Source organism: Plantibacter auratus (assembly GCF_050587365.1).
Lineage (GTDB): Bacteria > Actinomycetota > Actinomycetes > Actinomycetales > Microbacteriaceae > Plantibacter > Plantibacter auratus.
Genome location: NZ_JBOBFV010000001.1, coordinates 837,565 through 852,653 on the forward strand (window position 1 = coordinate 837,565; position 15,089 = coordinate 852,653).

Here is a 15,089-nt window from a genome sequence, read left to right on the forward strand (position 1 = left end):
CAACCGTAGGAGCTTCCCAGCGCCCGCGGAAGGGTTCATGCCGAGATAGGAATGGTCCTGAGTATCATGCTCAGCTGGTGGTCGAGGCGGGCCCCTCGGGCACGAGCCGCTGCAGCACCGGGACGAGTGCTCGGAAGGCGAGCGCGCGGTGGCTCAGCTCGTTCTTCTCCGCCGGTGACAGCTCCGCCGCCGTCCGCTGCTCACCGTCCGGGATGAACGCCGGGTCGTAGCCGAAGCCGTTCGTCCCGCTCGGCTCCGTCGCGAGGGTTCCGCGCCAGGCGCCGACGGCGACGTGCTCGAACGGCTCCGTCCCATCGATCCCCGGTGGCACCACGAGGGCGAGGTGGCAGGCGAACCAGGCGGCACGATGCTCCTCGTGCACGTCCCGCAGCTGATCGAGGAGCAGGGCGAGGTTCGCGGTCGAGTCGTGCTGCGAGCCGGCCCAACGCGCCGAGAAGATACCCGGCGATCCACCCAGGATCTCGACGCCGATGCCGGAGTCGTCGGCGAGCGCGATGGAGCCGGTGTGGGCCGCGGCGACCCGCGCCTTGATCAACGCGTTCTCGCTGAAGGTCGTGCCGTCCTCGACGGGCTCCGGGCCGTCGTAGGCGAGGACCGTGATCCCGGGGACGTCGCGGCTGACGAGCCGCTGGAACTCCTCGACCTTGTGCTGGTTGTGCGTCGCGAGGACGATCTCGACGCCCATCAGCGTCCGAGGGCCTCGAACTGGATGGCCTTGAGCGACGCAGCGCCACCGACGGCGAGGTCGAGCAGGGAGTCGAGTTCGCGGCGGTCGAACGGGGCGCCCTCGGCCGTCCCCTGCACTTCGACGAACGATCCGCCGCCGGTGACGACGACGTTCATGTCGGTCTCGGCGCGCACGTCCTCGACGTAGGCGAGGTCGAGCATGGGCACGCCGTCGATGATGCCGACCGAGACGGCCGAGACGCTGTCGGTGAGGGGCGACGCCTTCTGCGAGATGAACTTCTTACCGCGCGCCCACTCGATCGCATCGGCGAGGGCGACGTAGGCGCCGGTGATCGCCGCCGTGCGGGTGCCTCCATCCGCCTGCAGGACGTCGCAGTCGATGACGATCGTGTTCTCGCCGAGGGCCTTGGTGTCGATCACGGCGCGGAGGCTGCGACCGATGAGTCGCGAGATCTCGTGGGTACGACCGCCGATCTTGCCCTTGACCGCTTCACGGTCCATCCGCTCGTTGGTGGAACGGGGCAGCATCGCGTACTCCGCGGTGACCCAGCCGCGACCCTTGCCGTTCAGCCAGCGCGGCACGCCGTTGGTGAACGAGGCCGTGCAGAGCACCTTCGTCCGGCCGAAGCTGATGAGTGCCGAACCCTCGGCCTGCTCGCTCCAACCGCGCTCGATCGTGATGGGACGCAGCTGGTCGTTGGTGCGGCCGTCGGCGCGCGCGATGTCACTCATGGATGTGCTCCTCGAACTGGTGGGATGGAAGGTCGATGACGCCGGTCTGGACGAGCGAGACGGTGGAGATCTCCCGGCCCATCAGACGGTTGGCGAGGGCGATGAAGTCGTCGGCACTGCTCCCGGTCGCCTCGTACCGGTGGGTGGCAGGTTCGCTGCTGTCGCGCAGCAGGTCACGGGTGACGAGCACGCGGTAGACGTCGTTCGCGGTCTCGGTGTCGCTCGAGACGAGCGACACCTGCGGACCCATCACGTAGCTGATCGCGCCCTTGAGGAAGGGGTAGTGGGTGCATCCGAGGACGACGGTGTCGACGCCGGCGTGCCGGAGCGGGGCCAGGTACTCCTCCGCGGCCTCGAGGAGGTCGGGGCCGGTCGTGACGCCGGCCTCCACGAACTCCACGAACCGGGGGCAGGCCTGGCCGAACACCGTCAGCTCGGGATTGACCTCGAAGAGGTCCTGATACGCCCGCGAGTTGATCGTGCCCTCGGTCCCGATGACGCCGATGCGCCCGTTCCTCGTGCTCCGGACCGCGGTCCGCACAGCGGGCTGGATCACCTCGACCACGGGGACCGAGTAGCGTTCGCGTGCGTCGCGGAGCATCGCCGCCGATGCGGTGTTGCAAGCGATCACCAGCATCTTCACGCCCTGGTCGACGAGCGAGTCGAGGACCTCGAGCGAGTAGCGCCGCACGTCGGCGATGGGCTTCGGGCCGTAGGGCGAGTGGGCCGTGTCGCCGATGTAGATCACGGACTCGGCGGGGAGCTGGTCGCTGACCGCTCTCGCCACCGTGAGTCCGCCGACGCCGGAGTCGAAGATGCCGATGGGTGCGTCGTTCACGATGACCCAGCCTACCGCCCCTGCCGATGGACGTCGCGGACCGACCGATCACCACGTTCCCAGCACGCTCGCGGCTAGGCTGAACGGGTGCACGAGTCCTCAGCTCTCCTCACCGACCGATACGAACTCACGATGCTGGACGCCGCCCTCCACCGCGGCACCGCGGATCGGGAGTGCCTGTTCGAGCTGTTCGCCAGACGCCTCTCCGGCGGCCGCCGCTACGGCGTCGTGGCCGGCACGGGCCGATTCCTCGAACTGCTCAAACACTTCCGCTTCGGTGAATCGGAACTCGAATGGCTGCGCGATGAGGGCGTCGTCAGCACGACGGCGCTCGACTGGCTCGCCGACTACCGCTTCTCGGGATCGATCTGGGGCTACCGCGAGGGCGAGGTCTTCTTCCCCGGTTCGCCGATCCTGGTCGTGGAGGGCACGTTCGCCGAAGCCGTCATCCTCGAGACCCTGGCGCTCAGCGTGTTCAACTACGACAGCGCCGTCGCCACGGCCGCCGCGCGCATGACCTCAGCGGCGGGCAGCCGTCCCCTGGCCGAGATGGGCTCCCGTCGGACGGGCGAGCGGTCGGCCATCGCCGCGGCCCGGGCGGCGTACATCGCCGGCTTCAGCGCCACCTCGAACCTCGAGGCCGGACGCAGCTGGGGCATCCCGACGATGGGTACGGCCGCGCACTCCTTCACCCTCCTGCACGACTCCGAGGAGGACGCCTTCCGAGCCCAGATCGACACGATGGGCGCCGGGACCACGCTGCTCGTCGACACCTACGACATCGAGGAGGCCGTGCGACTCGGCGTACGCCTCGCCGGCCCGGAGCTGGGAGCCGTACGCATCGACTCCGGTGATCTGCCGATCGTCGTCGACCAGGTCCGCCGCCTCCTCGACGAGCTCGGCGCCACGTCGACCCGCATCACCGTCACCAACGACCTCGACGAGCACGCCGTCGCGGCCCTGGCCGCCTCTCCGGTCGACTCCTACGGCGTCGGCACCTCCGTGGTCACCGGCTCAGGCTCCCCCGCCATGGGCATGGTCTACAAGCTCGTCGCGCACCGCGACGACCAGGGTGACTGGATCAGCGTCGCGAAGAAGTCGGCTGAGAAGGCGACCGTCGGCGGCCGCAAGACCGCTGCCCGCGCCTACGACCGGCACGGGGTCGCCCGCGAGGAGCGCATCTACCTCGGCGACGGTCCTGCGGGCGAACACGAGGGAGCAGCCGACGCCGCCTCGGAACGCCCCCTGATGGTCCAGCTCGTCGAAGGCGGACTCGTGGACGAGCAGTACCTCGGCGCCGCGGGGACGCGCCAGGCGAGGGAACACCGGGCGCAGGCCGTGGCGGAACTGCCACCCCGGGCCGTCAGCCTCACCCGCGGCGACCCCGTGCTCCCGACCGTCTACCTCGAAGGCTGACCGCGACGACGCGTCTCAGCGTCGGCCGCGGTGCGCTCCAAGCTCAGTCGCGGAGGAGCTTCTCGTAGATCTCCTTGCAGGCCGGGCAGATCGGGAACTTCTCGGGGTCGCGACCCGGCGTCCACTTCTTGCCGCAGAGAGCCTTCACCGGCTTGCCGCTCAACGCCGACTCGAGGATCTTCTCCTTCTTGACGTAGTGCGAGAACCGCTCGTGATCGCCGGGCTCGATGTTCTCGCTCTCGATCAGCTCCTCGAGCTCACGATCCATGATCGCCGTGCTCCCACCGTCGGGCGTGCCACCGGGATCGATCGTGCTCATCTGCTGCTTCGTGCTGTCATGCTGCGCCATGGCTCCATGGTACCGCCGGACGGCACCCGGGTCTCCTGCGGGCCGATCCGGTCGCCGACGTCGGGTCAGTGCGAGCTGGCGAAGCCGACGATCTCGGGGCTGCGACGGTCGAAGACGCGACCGCCGGCGAAGATCCCGATCGCGAGCACCAGGATGCCCGTACCGGCACCGACCGCGAGTGCCCCGAAGTTCCAGTTCGGCTCACCGGTGAGCCCGAGCACGGCCAGCCAGCCGGCGGGAATCGTGAGGAGCACCGTACCGAGCAGGCTCAGGAACTGTGCGGACATACCGCTGCTGCCCGGGACCTGCGGCTGCTGGAACGGGCTGTCGCCGGGAAGCGACGTCGGGTACGGGAACCGCGCGGACACGAAGCTCGCGATACCGGCACCACTGAACAACAGGCACGTGCTCACGCCGATCATGGACGGCAGGGCGTCCCAGTCGCCGTAGAACAGGATGCTCAGCGTCGACCCGACCGCGATGAGCGGGATGCCGATGAGGAGCACCGGGAAGAGCCGGCCGATCCGATCCGATCGTCCGCGGACCCCCGAGGCGACGTGCAACCAGACCGCGGTCGAATCGAAGGCGAGGTCGTTGTGCAGGAGCCAGCCGAGGAACCAGCACACGACCGGGAGTGGGACGAGTGCGAGGACGTTCATCGGGATGCCGGCGACGAGCATGGGCACGAAGAAGATGAAGGGCGCGATCGGGATGATCACGAGGGAGACGAGGTACCGAGGGTCGCGCAGCCAGTAGGTCATGCTCCGAGCGGCGATGGCTCCGGACGGGGAACCGGGGAGCAGATCGAACCAGCCCAGACCGGTGCTGTCGCGGCCCGTCCCGAGGCGTTCCGGCGCCACGAGCAGTCGGGCGACGAACGCCTGCCAGGCGAACCAGAGCAGGGCGATGGTCGCCGCGGTGAGGAGCAGCTTGACGATCGCCGGCGCGATGCCACCGAGTGCGGCATCACCGGGGAACGACCAGACGGCGCCGAGCGGGGTCCAACTGAGGATGTCAGCGACCCGGCCGAGGACGGCGAACCCGTCGCGCTGCCAGTCCACGGTGGTGAGGGCGATGATCGCCGGGGCCACGGCGATGATGAGCACCAGCCCGAGGACACCCATGACCTCCTTGGCGCGACGCGTCGAGAGGAGGCTCGCGGAGATCGAGGTGGCGATCCGGGCCAGGAGCGCGCAGAGCAGCACGCCGAGGACCGCGGAGACCACGGCGAGGACGGCGGGCAGCGGCGACCGCGACCAGGTGACCACCGACGAGGCCGCGAGGACGGCGAGGACGAGCGACGGCACCGACACGAGCGCTGTCACGAGCAAGCCTGCGGACAGGGTGCGGTTGGGCAGCCCGAAGAGCGAGAACGCCCGAGGATCCAGCTGATCGTCGACGCCGAAGACGAGCGGAAGGATGATGAACCCCAGGACGACGGCCGATCCGGCCAGCACGAGCAGGTTGCGGGTGACCTCCGGATCGCCGCCGCGCAGCGCGACGAGACCGGTGCTCGCGAGCACGACGATCCACACGCCGACCGCGATCGCGAGGACGAGCCCGACCAGTCGCCAGGGGCTGCGGCGGAACGCGTTGAGCGTCAGCTGCAGTTTCAGTCGGAGAAGCTGTGCAACCATTCCATTCCCTCTGCCGACTTGCGGCCCCCGGCGAGCTCGACGAACCGCTCCTCGAGCGTGCCCGTTCCGCGCACCTCGTCGACGGACCCGGCGGCCAGCACCTTGCCCTGCACGATGATGGCCACGTGATCGCACACGCGCTGAATGAAGTCCATGCCGTGGCTCGAGAGCACGACGGTTCCGCCGTTGGCGACGTACCGCTGGAGGATCTCGATGACGTTCGCCGCGGAGACCGGGTCGACCGATTCGAACGGCTCGTCGAGGATGAGGAGCCGCGGCGAATGGATGAGTGCGGCTGCCAGCGCGATCTTCTTCGTCATGCCCGCCGAGTAGTCGGAGACGAGACGACCGAGCGCGTCGTCCAGACCGAAGGCACGGGCCAGATCGGCGGTCCGCGACTTGACGGTCGCGGGGTCGAGCCCCCGCAGGACGCCGGAGTAGTACAGGAGCTGGCTGCCGGTCAGGCGGTCGAAGAGCCGAAGCCGGTCGGGCAGCACACCGATCGCCCGCTTGGCCCCGGCGGGATCCTGCCAGACGTCGACGCCCTGGACGGTGATCGACCCTGCGTCGGGACGAAGGAGACCCGTGACCATGGACAGCGTGGTGGTCTTGCCGGCGCCGTTGGGCCCGACGATGCCGTAGAAGGAGCCCCGGCGGACCTCGAGGTCGACGCCGTCGACCGCGACCGTGTCGCCGAACTGCTTGACGAGTCCCGAGATCGACAGGACGACGGGATGTGCGCCGTCGTCGGCAGCCTCGGTGCGCTGCGCCGTCGTCGCCGCAGGCGACGAGGTGGCGGCGGACGGCGGGGTCGCCGCGGGACGACCGACAGGACGCTTGGGGGCTGCCGCCGGAGCGACGACCTCCTCCTGCGGAGGCGCCACCGACACGGACTCCGACGGTGCCGGCGTCGTCTGCGGAGCCGTGTCGTCCGCAGCCTGCTCGGCGGTGGATGAAGCGTTCGTCGGGGTCTCGGTCCGCGCGTCGTCGAGCCGAGGCTCGTCGACGGCGATCCGGTCGGCGGCTTCACGGGAAGACGGCTCGGGCGCGGTCGACGTCGTCGCCCGGTCGACCGATCCCGGTGCGCTGACCTCGTCGAGGACACCGGCGACCGCGGCGGCGGTCTGTTCGGTCTGCTTCGCGGCGCTGGTGCGCGCCGGTGTGCGCTTGGCCGGCGTCCGGGCCGTCGTGGACTTCGTCGTCGAGGTCCGGGCGGTGGTCGTCTTGGCGCCTGCGGCCTTGGTCGCCGGCTTCGCGGCTGCGGGGCGCGCCGTCGTCGACCTGGGCGCCTTCGGGGCGGTGGTCGTCTCGGCCGACTCAGTGCCCTCCGCACCACCGGCTGCAGCAGCCGACTTCGCGGGCGTGCGCTTCGCGGCGGTGGTGCGCGCCGTCGTCGACTTGGTGCCCGTGGTCTTCGCCGTCGAGGTCCGAGCGGTCGTCGAGCGTGCCGTGGTCGCCTTCGGTGCTGGTGTGGTCGCGTCCCCGGACTCGCCCGAGGTCTCGCTCGCCGACGTGGTGCGGGTGCGGGGCGTGCTCGGCCGCTTCGCCGGGGCCTTCGCCGTTCCGGAAGCCCGAGGCGTGGTCGAGCGGGGTGCGCGCTTCGGTACCGTCGGCGTCGCAGCGCCCTGATCGTCGGAAGCGTTCGTCGGCGCAGGTGCACCAGCGGCGTCGGCGGGGTTCGGCGTGCCCGGACTCGTCGACGTGCCGTCGGCAGGCGCGGGCTGCTGAGCGGGATCTGGCGGAGTCGTGGAAGTCACCAAGCAAACCTACCAACAGCGGCGGCCGCAGCGGACAGCGGAGTCTCAGGATGAACGGTTGACACATCTCCCCCAAGCTGTGTAAACGCCGGGTGGTCGATCACAAAACGACAACGGACCCTGGGAACCCCTGACAGACGGAGTTCACCGCGGCTAGCCTGTATTTTGGCATAACGGAGTGTCTTTCAATGCACGTCTTGGTTAATCCTCGGTGAATCGTCCACAGCATCGTGGCACCGCGTGATTCCATACCCACACTGAGGAGAACAACGTGACCACCCAGGTAGTGATCCTTGCCGCAGGGATGGGCAGCCGTCTCGGCCGCTCGCTTCCCAAGCCCCTGACCGAGCTCAGCGACGGCCGCACCATCATGCAGCAGCAGTTCGACAACATCCACCACGCGTTCGGAGCGAGCGCCAAGGTGACGATCGTCGTCGGCTACAAGCTCGAGCACATCATCGAGGCCTTCCCCGACGCCTCCTTCGTCTACAACGAGCAGTACGACCAGACCAACACCTCGAAGAGCCTCATGCGCGCCCTCGCGGCGTCTCAGGCCGGCGGCGTGCTCTGGATGAACGGCGACGTCGTCTTCGACCCGGCCGTCCTCGACCGCGCTGCCGCGATGATCGCCAAGGACCGTTCGTTCGTGACCGTCAACACCTCCAAGGTGTCCGACGAAGAGGTCAAGTACACGACGAGCGCCGAGGGCTACATCAAGGAGCTCTCGAAGACCGTCGTCGGCGGGCTCGGAGAGGCCGTGGGCATCAACTACATCTCGTCGCAGGACAAGACGATGCTGCACCGCTACCTGACCAAGGTCGGCGACCAGGACTACTTCGAGCGCGGCATCGAGCTCGCCATCGAGCGCGAAGGCATGCTCGTCGAGCCGGTCGACATCTCCGACCTCTACGCGGTCGAGGTCGACTTCGCCGAGGACCTCGAGCGCGCGAACCTCTTCGTCTGAGGGCCCCGTCCACATCGCACACGAACGCCGTCCCGACGCTGAGCGTCGCGGGCGGCGTTCCTGCGTCGCCTCGATAAGGTTGGTCCCGTGAGTTCTTCTGCTGAAACGCGGCCAAGGATGTCGCGTTCGGCGAGGTATCGCCACGCGCTCTGGATCCTGACCGTCCGAGACCTGCGTGTGCGCTACTCGACGAGCGCGCTCGGCTACGTGTGGTCCATCCTCGACCCCCTCGTCATGAGCGGGATCTACTGGTTCGTCTTCACGCAGGTGTTCCGGCGCGATGTCGGCGAGGAACCGTACATCGTGTTCCTCCTCGCCGCCCTGCTGCCATGGATGTGGTTCACCGGATCGGTGTCCGACAGCACGCGCGCCTTCCTGCGCGAGGCGAAGCTCGTGCGTTCGACGACGATCCCCCGGACCATCTGGGTGAACCGGATCGTGCTGTCGAAGGGCATCGAGTTCCTCGCGGCGCTCCCGGTCCTCGCAGCCTTCGCGATCTTCAGCGGCGCGCAGGTGAACCTCGACATCGTGCTGTTCCCGCTCGCCATCGTCATCCAAGCCGTCCTGACCATCGGGCTCTGCCTGATCGTCGCTCCGCTCGTCGTGTTCTTCCGCGATCTCGAGCGCGCCGTCAAGCTCATCCTGCGGTTCATGTTCTACGCGACGCCGATCATCTACAGCACGACGGCGCTGCCCGACAAGATCGAGCCCTTCGCGGCGTTCAACCCGCTCAGCGGCATCTTCGCGCTGTACCGTTCCGCGTTCTTCCCACAAGAGCTCAACTGGCACCTCGTGGGCGTGTCCGCCGCCATGTCGGCGGTCATCCTCGCGGTCGGTCTCCTCGTCTTCAAGCGCTGCGAGCGCTCCGTGCTGAAGGAGATCTGATGCCCACAGGTAACGCAACCGCCGGTCGACCGGCGATCTCGGTCGCCGACGCAGGCATCCGGTTCCGGCGCAACCGTGGCGGTCGGCGGAGTTTCAAGGACCTCTTCGCCGGTCGCGACCGTCGCTCGAAGCCGGGCGAGTTCTGGCCCCTGCGCCACGTCTCCTTCGATGTCGCCCCCGGCGAGGCGATCGGCGTCGTCGGTCGGAACGGTCAAGGCAAGTCGACGCTGCTCAAGCTCGTCGCGGGCGTCGTGCTGCCCGACGAGGGCACCGTCGGTGTGCGCGAGGGCGTCGCGCCGCTCATCGAGATCACCGGCGGCTTCGTCAACGACCTGACGGTCCGCGACAACGTGTACCTGACGGCCGGCCTCCACGGCATGTCGCGCCGCGAGATCGACGGACGGTTCGACGACATCATCGCGTTCGCCGAGATCGCGGACTTCATCGACACCCCATACAAGCACCTCTCGAGCGGGATGAAGGTCCGCATCGCCTTCGCGGTGATCGCGCAGCTCGAAGAGCCGATCATCCTCGTCGACGAGGTCCTCGCCGTCGGCGACCGGGCGTTCCGTGAGAAGTGCTATCGGCGTATCGAGGAACTCCTCGAGGGCGGGCGGACCCTGTTCTTCGTCTCGCACAACGAGAAGGACCTCAGGCGGTTCTGCACGAGGGGGCTCTACCTCGACAAGGGGGCGCTCGTACTCGACGCCCCGATCGACGACGTGCTCGACCGCTACAACGCCGACTACAACAGCTGAAGCCCGCCAGCAAGCGTCAGTCGACCCGCAGCGGGTCGACGTAGACTGGCCGCCCCGCCCACGAGGAGGTCGTCATGACCGGACCGCAGCAGGGACCCGTTCCGGGTCCCGCCCAGTTCCCCACCGCCGCCGCACAGCAGCCCATGCTGCCCGAGCCGGGATGGGTGCGGGCGCTGGACCGACTGCTCTGGGTCCAGCGACCGGTGGTCGTGGCGCACATCCGCTCGATCCGGCGGATGTACCCGAACGCGACGGCCGACCAGCTCATCCGCGTCCTGGAGCGCCGGTACCTCACGACGGTGACGACGACGGGAGCCGCCGTCGGCGCGACCGCTGTGGTCCCGGCGATCGGGACGGCGACGACCCTTGCGCTCTCGGGTGTCGAGACGGCGGGGTTCCTCGAGGCGACCGCCCTGTTCGCCCAGTCGGTCACCGAGGTGCACGGCATCGCCCTGGCGGATCCGATGCGATCCCGCGCGCTCGTCATGACCATGATGCTCGGCAAGGCCGGAACCGACCTCCTGCGCAACTTCGGATCCCAGGCGGCCGGCAAGGGAGTCCCGCGGCAGGCGTTCTGGGGCCAGACGATCACCCAGGGTCTGCCGTCGATGATCGTGGGTCCCGTCGCCGACCAGCTGCGGGTGCGCTTCGTGAAGCACTTCGCGGCGAGCGGCAGCGCCGGTGTCATCGGCAAGGCGCTCCCCTTCGGCGTCGGGGCAGCCGTCGGCGGTATCGGCAACCACATGCTCGGCCGACAGGTCGTCCGTGCCGCGCGCCAGGCGTTCGGACCGGCGCCGTTCGTCGTCCCACTCGACCTCGAGCCGCGGATGCGGGCCGTCTCCGGCCGGTCGGGCCTCGGGAAGATCCGCGACCAGGTGTTCCGACGCCGGAAGCCCCTGGCCATCGAGTCAGGTGGCGATGCGGCCGTCGGCGACGGGTCCGAGCAGCGCCCCTGACCACCCGAGGCGAGCTCCGGATCACTCCCGACCGGGCCGCCCGGGATGCGGCATCCCTCCAGGTCCATCGCGTACCGTCAGAGGGTGAGACTTCCCTTCCTGCGCCGCCCCCAGAAGCCGTTCCCGGAAGGTCGCCACTTCGCGGTGACCTGGGGCCTGTCGGACGACTTCGGCGGCATGACCGAGGCGATGCTCCAGCGCTCCCGCGCGTTCATCAGACTGGCCGACACCCCGGTCGACGTCCTCACCTTCGACCACCGACCGGACTACCCCGAGTTGGCGTCACGGCTGCGCACGCGCGGAGACCTGATCGACGGACTCCGGGTCGTCAACCTCTGGGACTGGCTGCGTGACAACCCTCTGCCGGGTGGGTCCCTCGACCTGGCGCGCCACGGGTTCACCCCGCTCCCCCTGGACGACGTCGGCACGGAACGACGCCGCGGTGACGCCGTCCTCAGCCGCGAGCGACATGACGACGCGGGTCAGATCCTGCAGGTGGACGTCTACCGACCGGACGGCACCCTGCTCCTGTCCGACCGCCGCGACACGCGTGAACAGGGTGTGAAGGGCGGCCGCTCGGTCGTCCTCTGCGACGAGCTGGGTCGTCCCGTCCGCTCCTGGGGACGCATCTGGTCCCTGTACCGCGCCTGGTTCGACGCGCTCACCGCGGGCGGGCCGGCCTGGATGATCGTCGACAGCAAGACCATCGCCCCGTTCGTCCTGAGCTACCGGAAGCGCAATGTCGTCACCGCGCACGTCGTGCACGCCTCGCACCTCCAGGGCACGGAACGGCCACACGGTCGGCTGCGGGAGTCGCGGCGAGCGGTGTTCGAGGCGCTCGACGACTTCGACCTCGTCGCGCTCCTCAGTGATCGGCAGCTCGCGGACGTGACGACCATGCTCGGCGAGCACGCCTCGCTCAGTGTCATCCCGAACTCGCGCGAACTCGTCGCCCCGGAGGTCGCACGCGCTCCTCGGCCTCGCAGCCGCGGGATGTTCCTCGGCTCGCTCACGGCCCGGAAGCGGCCGGCGCACGCGATCCGCGCCGTCCTCGCCGCCACGTCCACGGACGGGCCTCCCCCGACGCTCGACGTGTACGGCGGCGGCGAGCTGCTCGACGAACTGCAGTCGCTCCTCATCGCCGAAGACCCGGAGCACCGCGTCGTCCTCCACGGCTACGACCGCTCCGCCCGGCAGCAGCTCGGCTCGGGTTCGTTCCTCGTCATGACCTCGACCTCGGAGGGCTTCCCGCTCGTGCTCATCGAGGCGATGGCAGCCGGGTGTCTTCCCATCGTGGTCGACGTCCCCTACGGACCGGCCGACATCGTCCGCGACGGTTGGAACGGGTTCCTCGTGCCGTCCGCGGAACCGACCGTCGTGTCGGCCGCCATCGAGCGCCTGCTCGCCCTTCCTGAAACCGAGGTCGACGCGATGCGTCGCAACGCCAGAACGACCGCGGAGCAGTACGACGACGAAGCCGTCACCCGTCGGTGGGCTCAGGAGTTGCACGCGGCCGCTCGTCGGAAGAAGCGGAACGCGCTCGTCCCTCGCGTCGGCTGAGCATCCGGGAGCGCACCGCCGCGACCCCCGTCTGCACCCCTCGGCCGACGCGGCGCGCCAGGCCGTGGGACGGACGCTCGACGAGCTGGAAGAACCCGGCGGCGATCAGCAGGCTGAGTGGCACGCCCACGATGCCGACCAGCCACCAGCGCTCATCGCCGAACATGAAGGCGAGCGTGGCCAGGATCGGGGCGTGCACGAGGTACAGGCTGAACGACACCTTGCCGAGCCAGAGGACGGGCGGGGTCTCGAGGAGCCGCCGGGCGAACGGGCTTCCGATGGCGACGACGATGAGACCGGCCGCTCCCACGCCCGACAGACCCCAGAGCGCCTGACCCAGCGTGGAGGAGGACTCGACGAACGGTCGGGAGAGCCAGCTCGCGACGAGCAGGAGTGCGGAGCCGCCCGTGAGCATCGCCCACTGCAGGGGGCTGGACCGATCCGCCGCCCAGGCGCGGAGGTCGTCGAGCCGGACGGCGATCAGCGTACCGATGAAGAACGCCGGCAGGTACACGGCGGCGTCCAGTCCCGCGACCCGTCCGAGCACCATGATCACGGACATCAACGCAGCGACCGGCCACGCCCAGCGGCGCAGCAACCGAGCGAGCAGGACGGCGATCGGAAGGAGGAGCGTGAAGATCAGCTCCCAGCGCAGCGACCACAGGGTGTTCACCAGGGTGTAGCTCGCCGGTGTCAGGGTGGCCTCCGTCAGGAGGTGCAGCGGGTCGACGCTCGTCGCGTTCGCGTTCGCGATCCACTCACCGGTGGTCACCGAGGCGGGATCCCTCGGGATGAGCAGGATGAGTGCGGCGGCGAACAGCAGCGATCCCCACACGGGGAGGTAGAGCCGCACGAACCGCGCGGCGAAGAACCCCGGCCAGCTCGCGCCGCCTCGCAACAGCGGGAGCGCGACGACGAGACCACTCAGGACGAAGAACACCTGCACCGCCTCGGTGCCGGCGAAGAGCAGCTTCAATGGTGTCTCGGTCGCGATGTCCCAGGCCGGCTCCGAGATCCGGCCCGTCGCGAAGGGTCGTGCGAGCAACGACACGTGGTAGAGCACCACGACGACGCTGGCGACACCACGGACTCCGTCGAGGGAGGCCAGTCGCCCGGAGGACGGATTCACCTGCCCGACCCTACGCGGTTCTCCTGGGCGCGGACTCAACGGCCCAGGGCGCCTCAGGCGCGTCCTTCGTCGTCATCATCCTCGTCTTCGTCCTCATCGTCCTCATGCTCGTCGAGCTCCGGCCGGCCATCGGCGTGCGCGAGGGCGAACCGTTCCCACTCCGACATCAGATGCTCGATGGCGCTGTGGAACCTCGCCGTCGTCACCCCGGGCGTCGTGTCGCCGAAGTAGTACTCGACCCAGTGCTGCAGTCGCGCGACCGTCTCGGGATCACCGAGGAGTCGGTCGACTCCGTCGACGATGTCCGCTGCGTCCGAGGCATCGAGCCATTCACACGACGAGAGATACCCTCCGGTGTCGATCTCCGCCTCCGGGTTCACGGGACGGGTGATCATGAGCGGCTTCCCGCTCGCGAGGCGGTCGTAGACCATCGCGGAGATGTCGACGATCGCCGCGTCAGCTGCCGCCAGCTGCCAACCGAGGTCGGCACCCGTGTCGACGACGTGCTGGGCTGAGGCGTCCGCTCGGTTCGCCTCCTGGAGCGCGGCCATGATCTCGCGGTTCGCGCTCGCGTACGCCGGATCGACGACACCGCTCCTCGGGTGCGGGCGGTACACGACGCGGTGCCGCCCGGTCGCGATGAGGGCTCGGACGAGGGCCACGCCGTGGCTCGCGATCGAGCCGTATGCCGCGGCCGCGCGGTCGCCCTCCCAGGTGGGCGCGTACAGGACCACGGTCCGCTCGTCGGGCGTGTACGGCAGTTCGCCCGAGTAGTGGTCCGCCTGCGGGCGGCCGATCATGATCGCGCGCTTGTCGAAGTCGTAGTCCCAGAGCACCCGCTCCAGCCGGTTCCTCGCCGCTTGGCCGGCGATGAGGCTGTAGTCGTAGGCCTTGAACTGGTTCGTGGTCATGTACATCTTGTCGCTCTCGCCATGGTTGACGAAGACGTGCCAGCGGGAGCCGTACCGGAACATCTGGAAGTTCTTGGCGTTCTGGTTGACGTACAGCACGACGCGGATGTCCTGTTCGGCCAGCGTGCGCTCGAGGGCGACGACCGTCCGGACGTAGGCCGTCGGGATCGGCGACTCCTCGAACAGCTTCGCCGCAGCCGTCGCACCGCGACTGAGGATGAGGACGGGCCACTGCTTCGACAGTTCGGCGAGCGGCCGGTACCACTGTCGGATCTGGTACATGTTGACGGCACCGTCCGCGAAGTACACGGCCACCTTGTAGCGCCCCGGCTCGATCACGGGAGCCGCCTGCATCTGCGCCGCGAGGACGGCTCTGGCCCGGCGGTTGGCGAGCAGGTCCTTGGCGAGCGTGATGGCACGACGACCGTCTCTGATCAGTCCCATGTCAGCTCCAGCATCCGTCAAGCGTAACGACGCCAGGTCACGGTG

At 69.1% G+C, this 15,089-nt stretch carries 14 protein-coding genes; 6 read left to right on the forward strand and 8 right to left on the reverse strand.

All coding sequences use genetic code 11. The features are described 5' to 3' along the window. Positions 1 to 70 precede the first annotated feature (70 nt). From rdgB to murI, 3 genes are read right to left on the reverse strand one after another with little or no spacing between them, the layout of a single operon-like run. Entirely contained in the window at positions 71 to 706 is a 636-nt protein-coding gene (gene rdgB / locus ACQ3HE_RS03920) for an RdgB/HAM1 family non-canonical purine NTP pyrophosphatase (protein WP_430891402.1), read from the reverse strand. After that, positions 706 to 1,440, reverse strand: a complete 735-nt coding sequence (gene rph, locus ACQ3HE_RS03925) for a ribonuclease PH (protein ID WP_064296204.1) — start codon at positions 1,438 to 1,440, stop codon at positions 706 to 708. Before rph ends, rdgB begins: the two co-directional genes overlap by 1 nt. Continuing rightward, positions 1,433 to 2,278 carry a glutamate racemase gene (gene murI, locus ACQ3HE_RS03930; protein WP_071260977.1) on the reverse strand — a complete coding sequence of 282 codons (846 nt, stop codon included), beginning with the start codon at positions 2,276 to 2,278 and terminating at the stop codon, positions 1,433 to 1,435. The genes rph and murI overlap by 8 nt, the downstream gene beginning before the upstream one ends. An 87-nt stretch (positions 2,279 to 2,365) precedes the next feature. On the opposite strand from murI, the gene ACQ3HE_RS03935 reads away from it, so the two are divergent. Beyond that, a complete protein-coding gene (locus tag ACQ3HE_RS03935; protein WP_430891404.1) occupies positions 2,366 to 3,694 on the forward strand; it encodes a nicotinate phosphoribosyltransferase in 1,329 nt (442 codons plus the stop codon). A 43-nt stretch (positions 3,695 to 3,737) separates the two neighbouring features. Here ACQ3HE_RS03935 and ACQ3HE_RS03940 read toward each other — a convergent pair whose 3' ends face one another. The 3 genes from ACQ3HE_RS03940 to ACQ3HE_RS03950 all read right to left on the reverse strand — a co-directional run bounded on the left by ACQ3HE_RS03940 (position 3,738) and on the right by ACQ3HE_RS03950 (position 7,437). Further along, a complete protein-coding gene (locus ACQ3HE_RS03940; RefSeq protein ID WP_064296346.1) occupies positions 3,738 to 4,013 on the reverse strand; it encodes a DUF3039 domain-containing protein in 276 nt (91 codons plus the stop codon). 95 nt (positions 4,014 to 4,108) lie between these two features. Beyond that, on the reverse strand, positions 4,109 to 5,680 hold the full coding sequence (locus ACQ3HE_RS03945; RefSeq protein WP_159878286.1) for a hypothetical protein: 1,572 nt from the start codon (positions 5,678 to 5,680) through the stop codon (positions 4,109 to 4,111). Then, positions 5,656 to 7,437 (reverse strand): ABC transporter ATP-binding protein, encoded by a 1,782-nt coding sequence (locus tag ACQ3HE_RS03950; protein WP_430891406.1) that lies wholly within the window; start codon positions 7,435 to 7,437, stop codon positions 5,656 to 5,658. The genes ACQ3HE_RS03945 and ACQ3HE_RS03950 overlap by 25 nt, the downstream gene beginning before the upstream one ends. 271 nt (positions 7,438 to 7,708) lie before the next feature. Between ACQ3HE_RS03950 and ACQ3HE_RS03955 the strand changes: the two genes are divergently transcribed. From ACQ3HE_RS03955 to ACQ3HE_RS03975, 5 genes are all read left to right on the forward strand, one after another. Then, positions 7,709 to 8,401, forward strand: coding sequence for a phosphocholine cytidylyltransferase family protein (locus tag ACQ3HE_RS03955; protein ID WP_064296200.1), 693 nt, complete (start codon positions 7,709 to 7,711; stop codon positions 8,399 to 8,401). 117 nt (positions 8,402 to 8,518) lie between these two features. Continuing rightward, positions 8,519 to 9,286, forward strand: a complete 768-nt coding sequence (locus tag ACQ3HE_RS03960; protein ID WP_079705574.1) for an ABC transporter permease — start codon at positions 8,519 to 8,521, stop codon at positions 9,284 to 9,286. Next, positions 9,286 to 10,044 (forward strand): ABC transporter ATP-binding protein, encoded by a 759-nt coding sequence (locus ACQ3HE_RS03965; RefSeq protein ID WP_079705573.1) that lies wholly within the window; start codon positions 9,286 to 9,288, stop codon positions 10,042 to 10,044. The genes ACQ3HE_RS03960 and ACQ3HE_RS03965 overlap by 1 nt, the downstream gene beginning before the upstream one ends. Before the next feature lie 74 nt (positions 10,045 to 10,118). Further along, positions 10,119 to 11,000 carry a hypothetical protein gene (locus ACQ3HE_RS03970; protein ID WP_430891408.1) on the forward strand — a complete coding sequence of 294 codons (882 nt, stop codon included), beginning with the start codon at positions 10,119 to 10,121 and terminating at the stop codon, positions 10,998 to 11,000. Positions 11,001 to 11,084: 84 nt separating this feature from the next. After that, a complete protein-coding gene (locus tag ACQ3HE_RS03975; protein ID WP_430891410.1) occupies positions 11,085 to 12,560 on the forward strand; it encodes a glycosyltransferase in 1,476 nt (491 codons plus the stop codon). Here the strand turns inward: ACQ3HE_RS03975 and ACQ3HE_RS03980 are convergent. Continuing rightward, positions 12,481 to 13,689, reverse strand: a complete 1,209-nt coding sequence (locus ACQ3HE_RS03980; protein ID WP_124769032.1) for an acyltransferase family protein — start codon at positions 13,687 to 13,689, stop codon at positions 12,481 to 12,483. The two genes, ACQ3HE_RS03975 and ACQ3HE_RS03980, sit on opposite strands and share 80 nt — an antisense overlap. 53 nt (positions 13,690 to 13,742) lie before the next feature. After that, entirely contained in the window at positions 13,743 to 15,044 is a 1,302-nt protein-coding gene (locus tag ACQ3HE_RS03985) for a CDP-glycerol glycerophosphotransferase family protein (RefSeq protein WP_079705569.1), read from the reverse strand. Positions 15,045 to 15,089 lie beyond the last annotated feature (45 nt).

Bases quoted from the DNA above. Each gene is read 5' to 3' on its own strand.
- rdgB (WP_430891402.1), bottom strand. From the start codon at position 706: ATGGGCGTCGAGATCGTCCTCGCGACGCACAACCAGCACAAGGTCGAG.
- rph (WP_064296204.1), bottom strand. From the start codon at position 1,440: ATGAGTGACATCGCGCGCGCCGACGGCCGCACCAACGACCAGCTGCGT.
- ACQ3HE_RS03940 (WP_064296346.1), bottom strand. From the start codon at position 4,013: ATGAGCACGATCGATCCCGGTGGCACGCCCGACGGTGGGAGCACGGCG.
- ACQ3HE_RS03945 (WP_159878286.1), bottom strand. From the start codon at position 5,680: ATGGTTGCACAGCTTCTCCGACTGAAACTGCAGCTGACGCTCAACGCG.
- ACQ3HE_RS03960 (WP_079705574.1), top strand. From the start codon at position 8,519: ATGTCGCGTTCGGCGAGGTATCGCCACGCGCTCTGGATCCTGACCGTC.
- ACQ3HE_RS03965 (WP_079705573.1), top strand. From the start codon at position 9,286: ATGCCCACAGGTAACGCAACCGCCGGTCGACCGGCGATCTCGGTCGCC.
- ACQ3HE_RS03970 (WP_430891408.1), top strand. From the start codon at position 10,119: ATGACCGGACCGCAGCAGGGACCCGTTCCGGGTCCCGCCCAGTTCCCC.
- ACQ3HE_RS03985 (WP_079705569.1), bottom strand. From the start codon at position 15,044: ATGGGACTGATCAGAGACGGTCGTCGTGCCATCACGCTCGCCAAGGAC.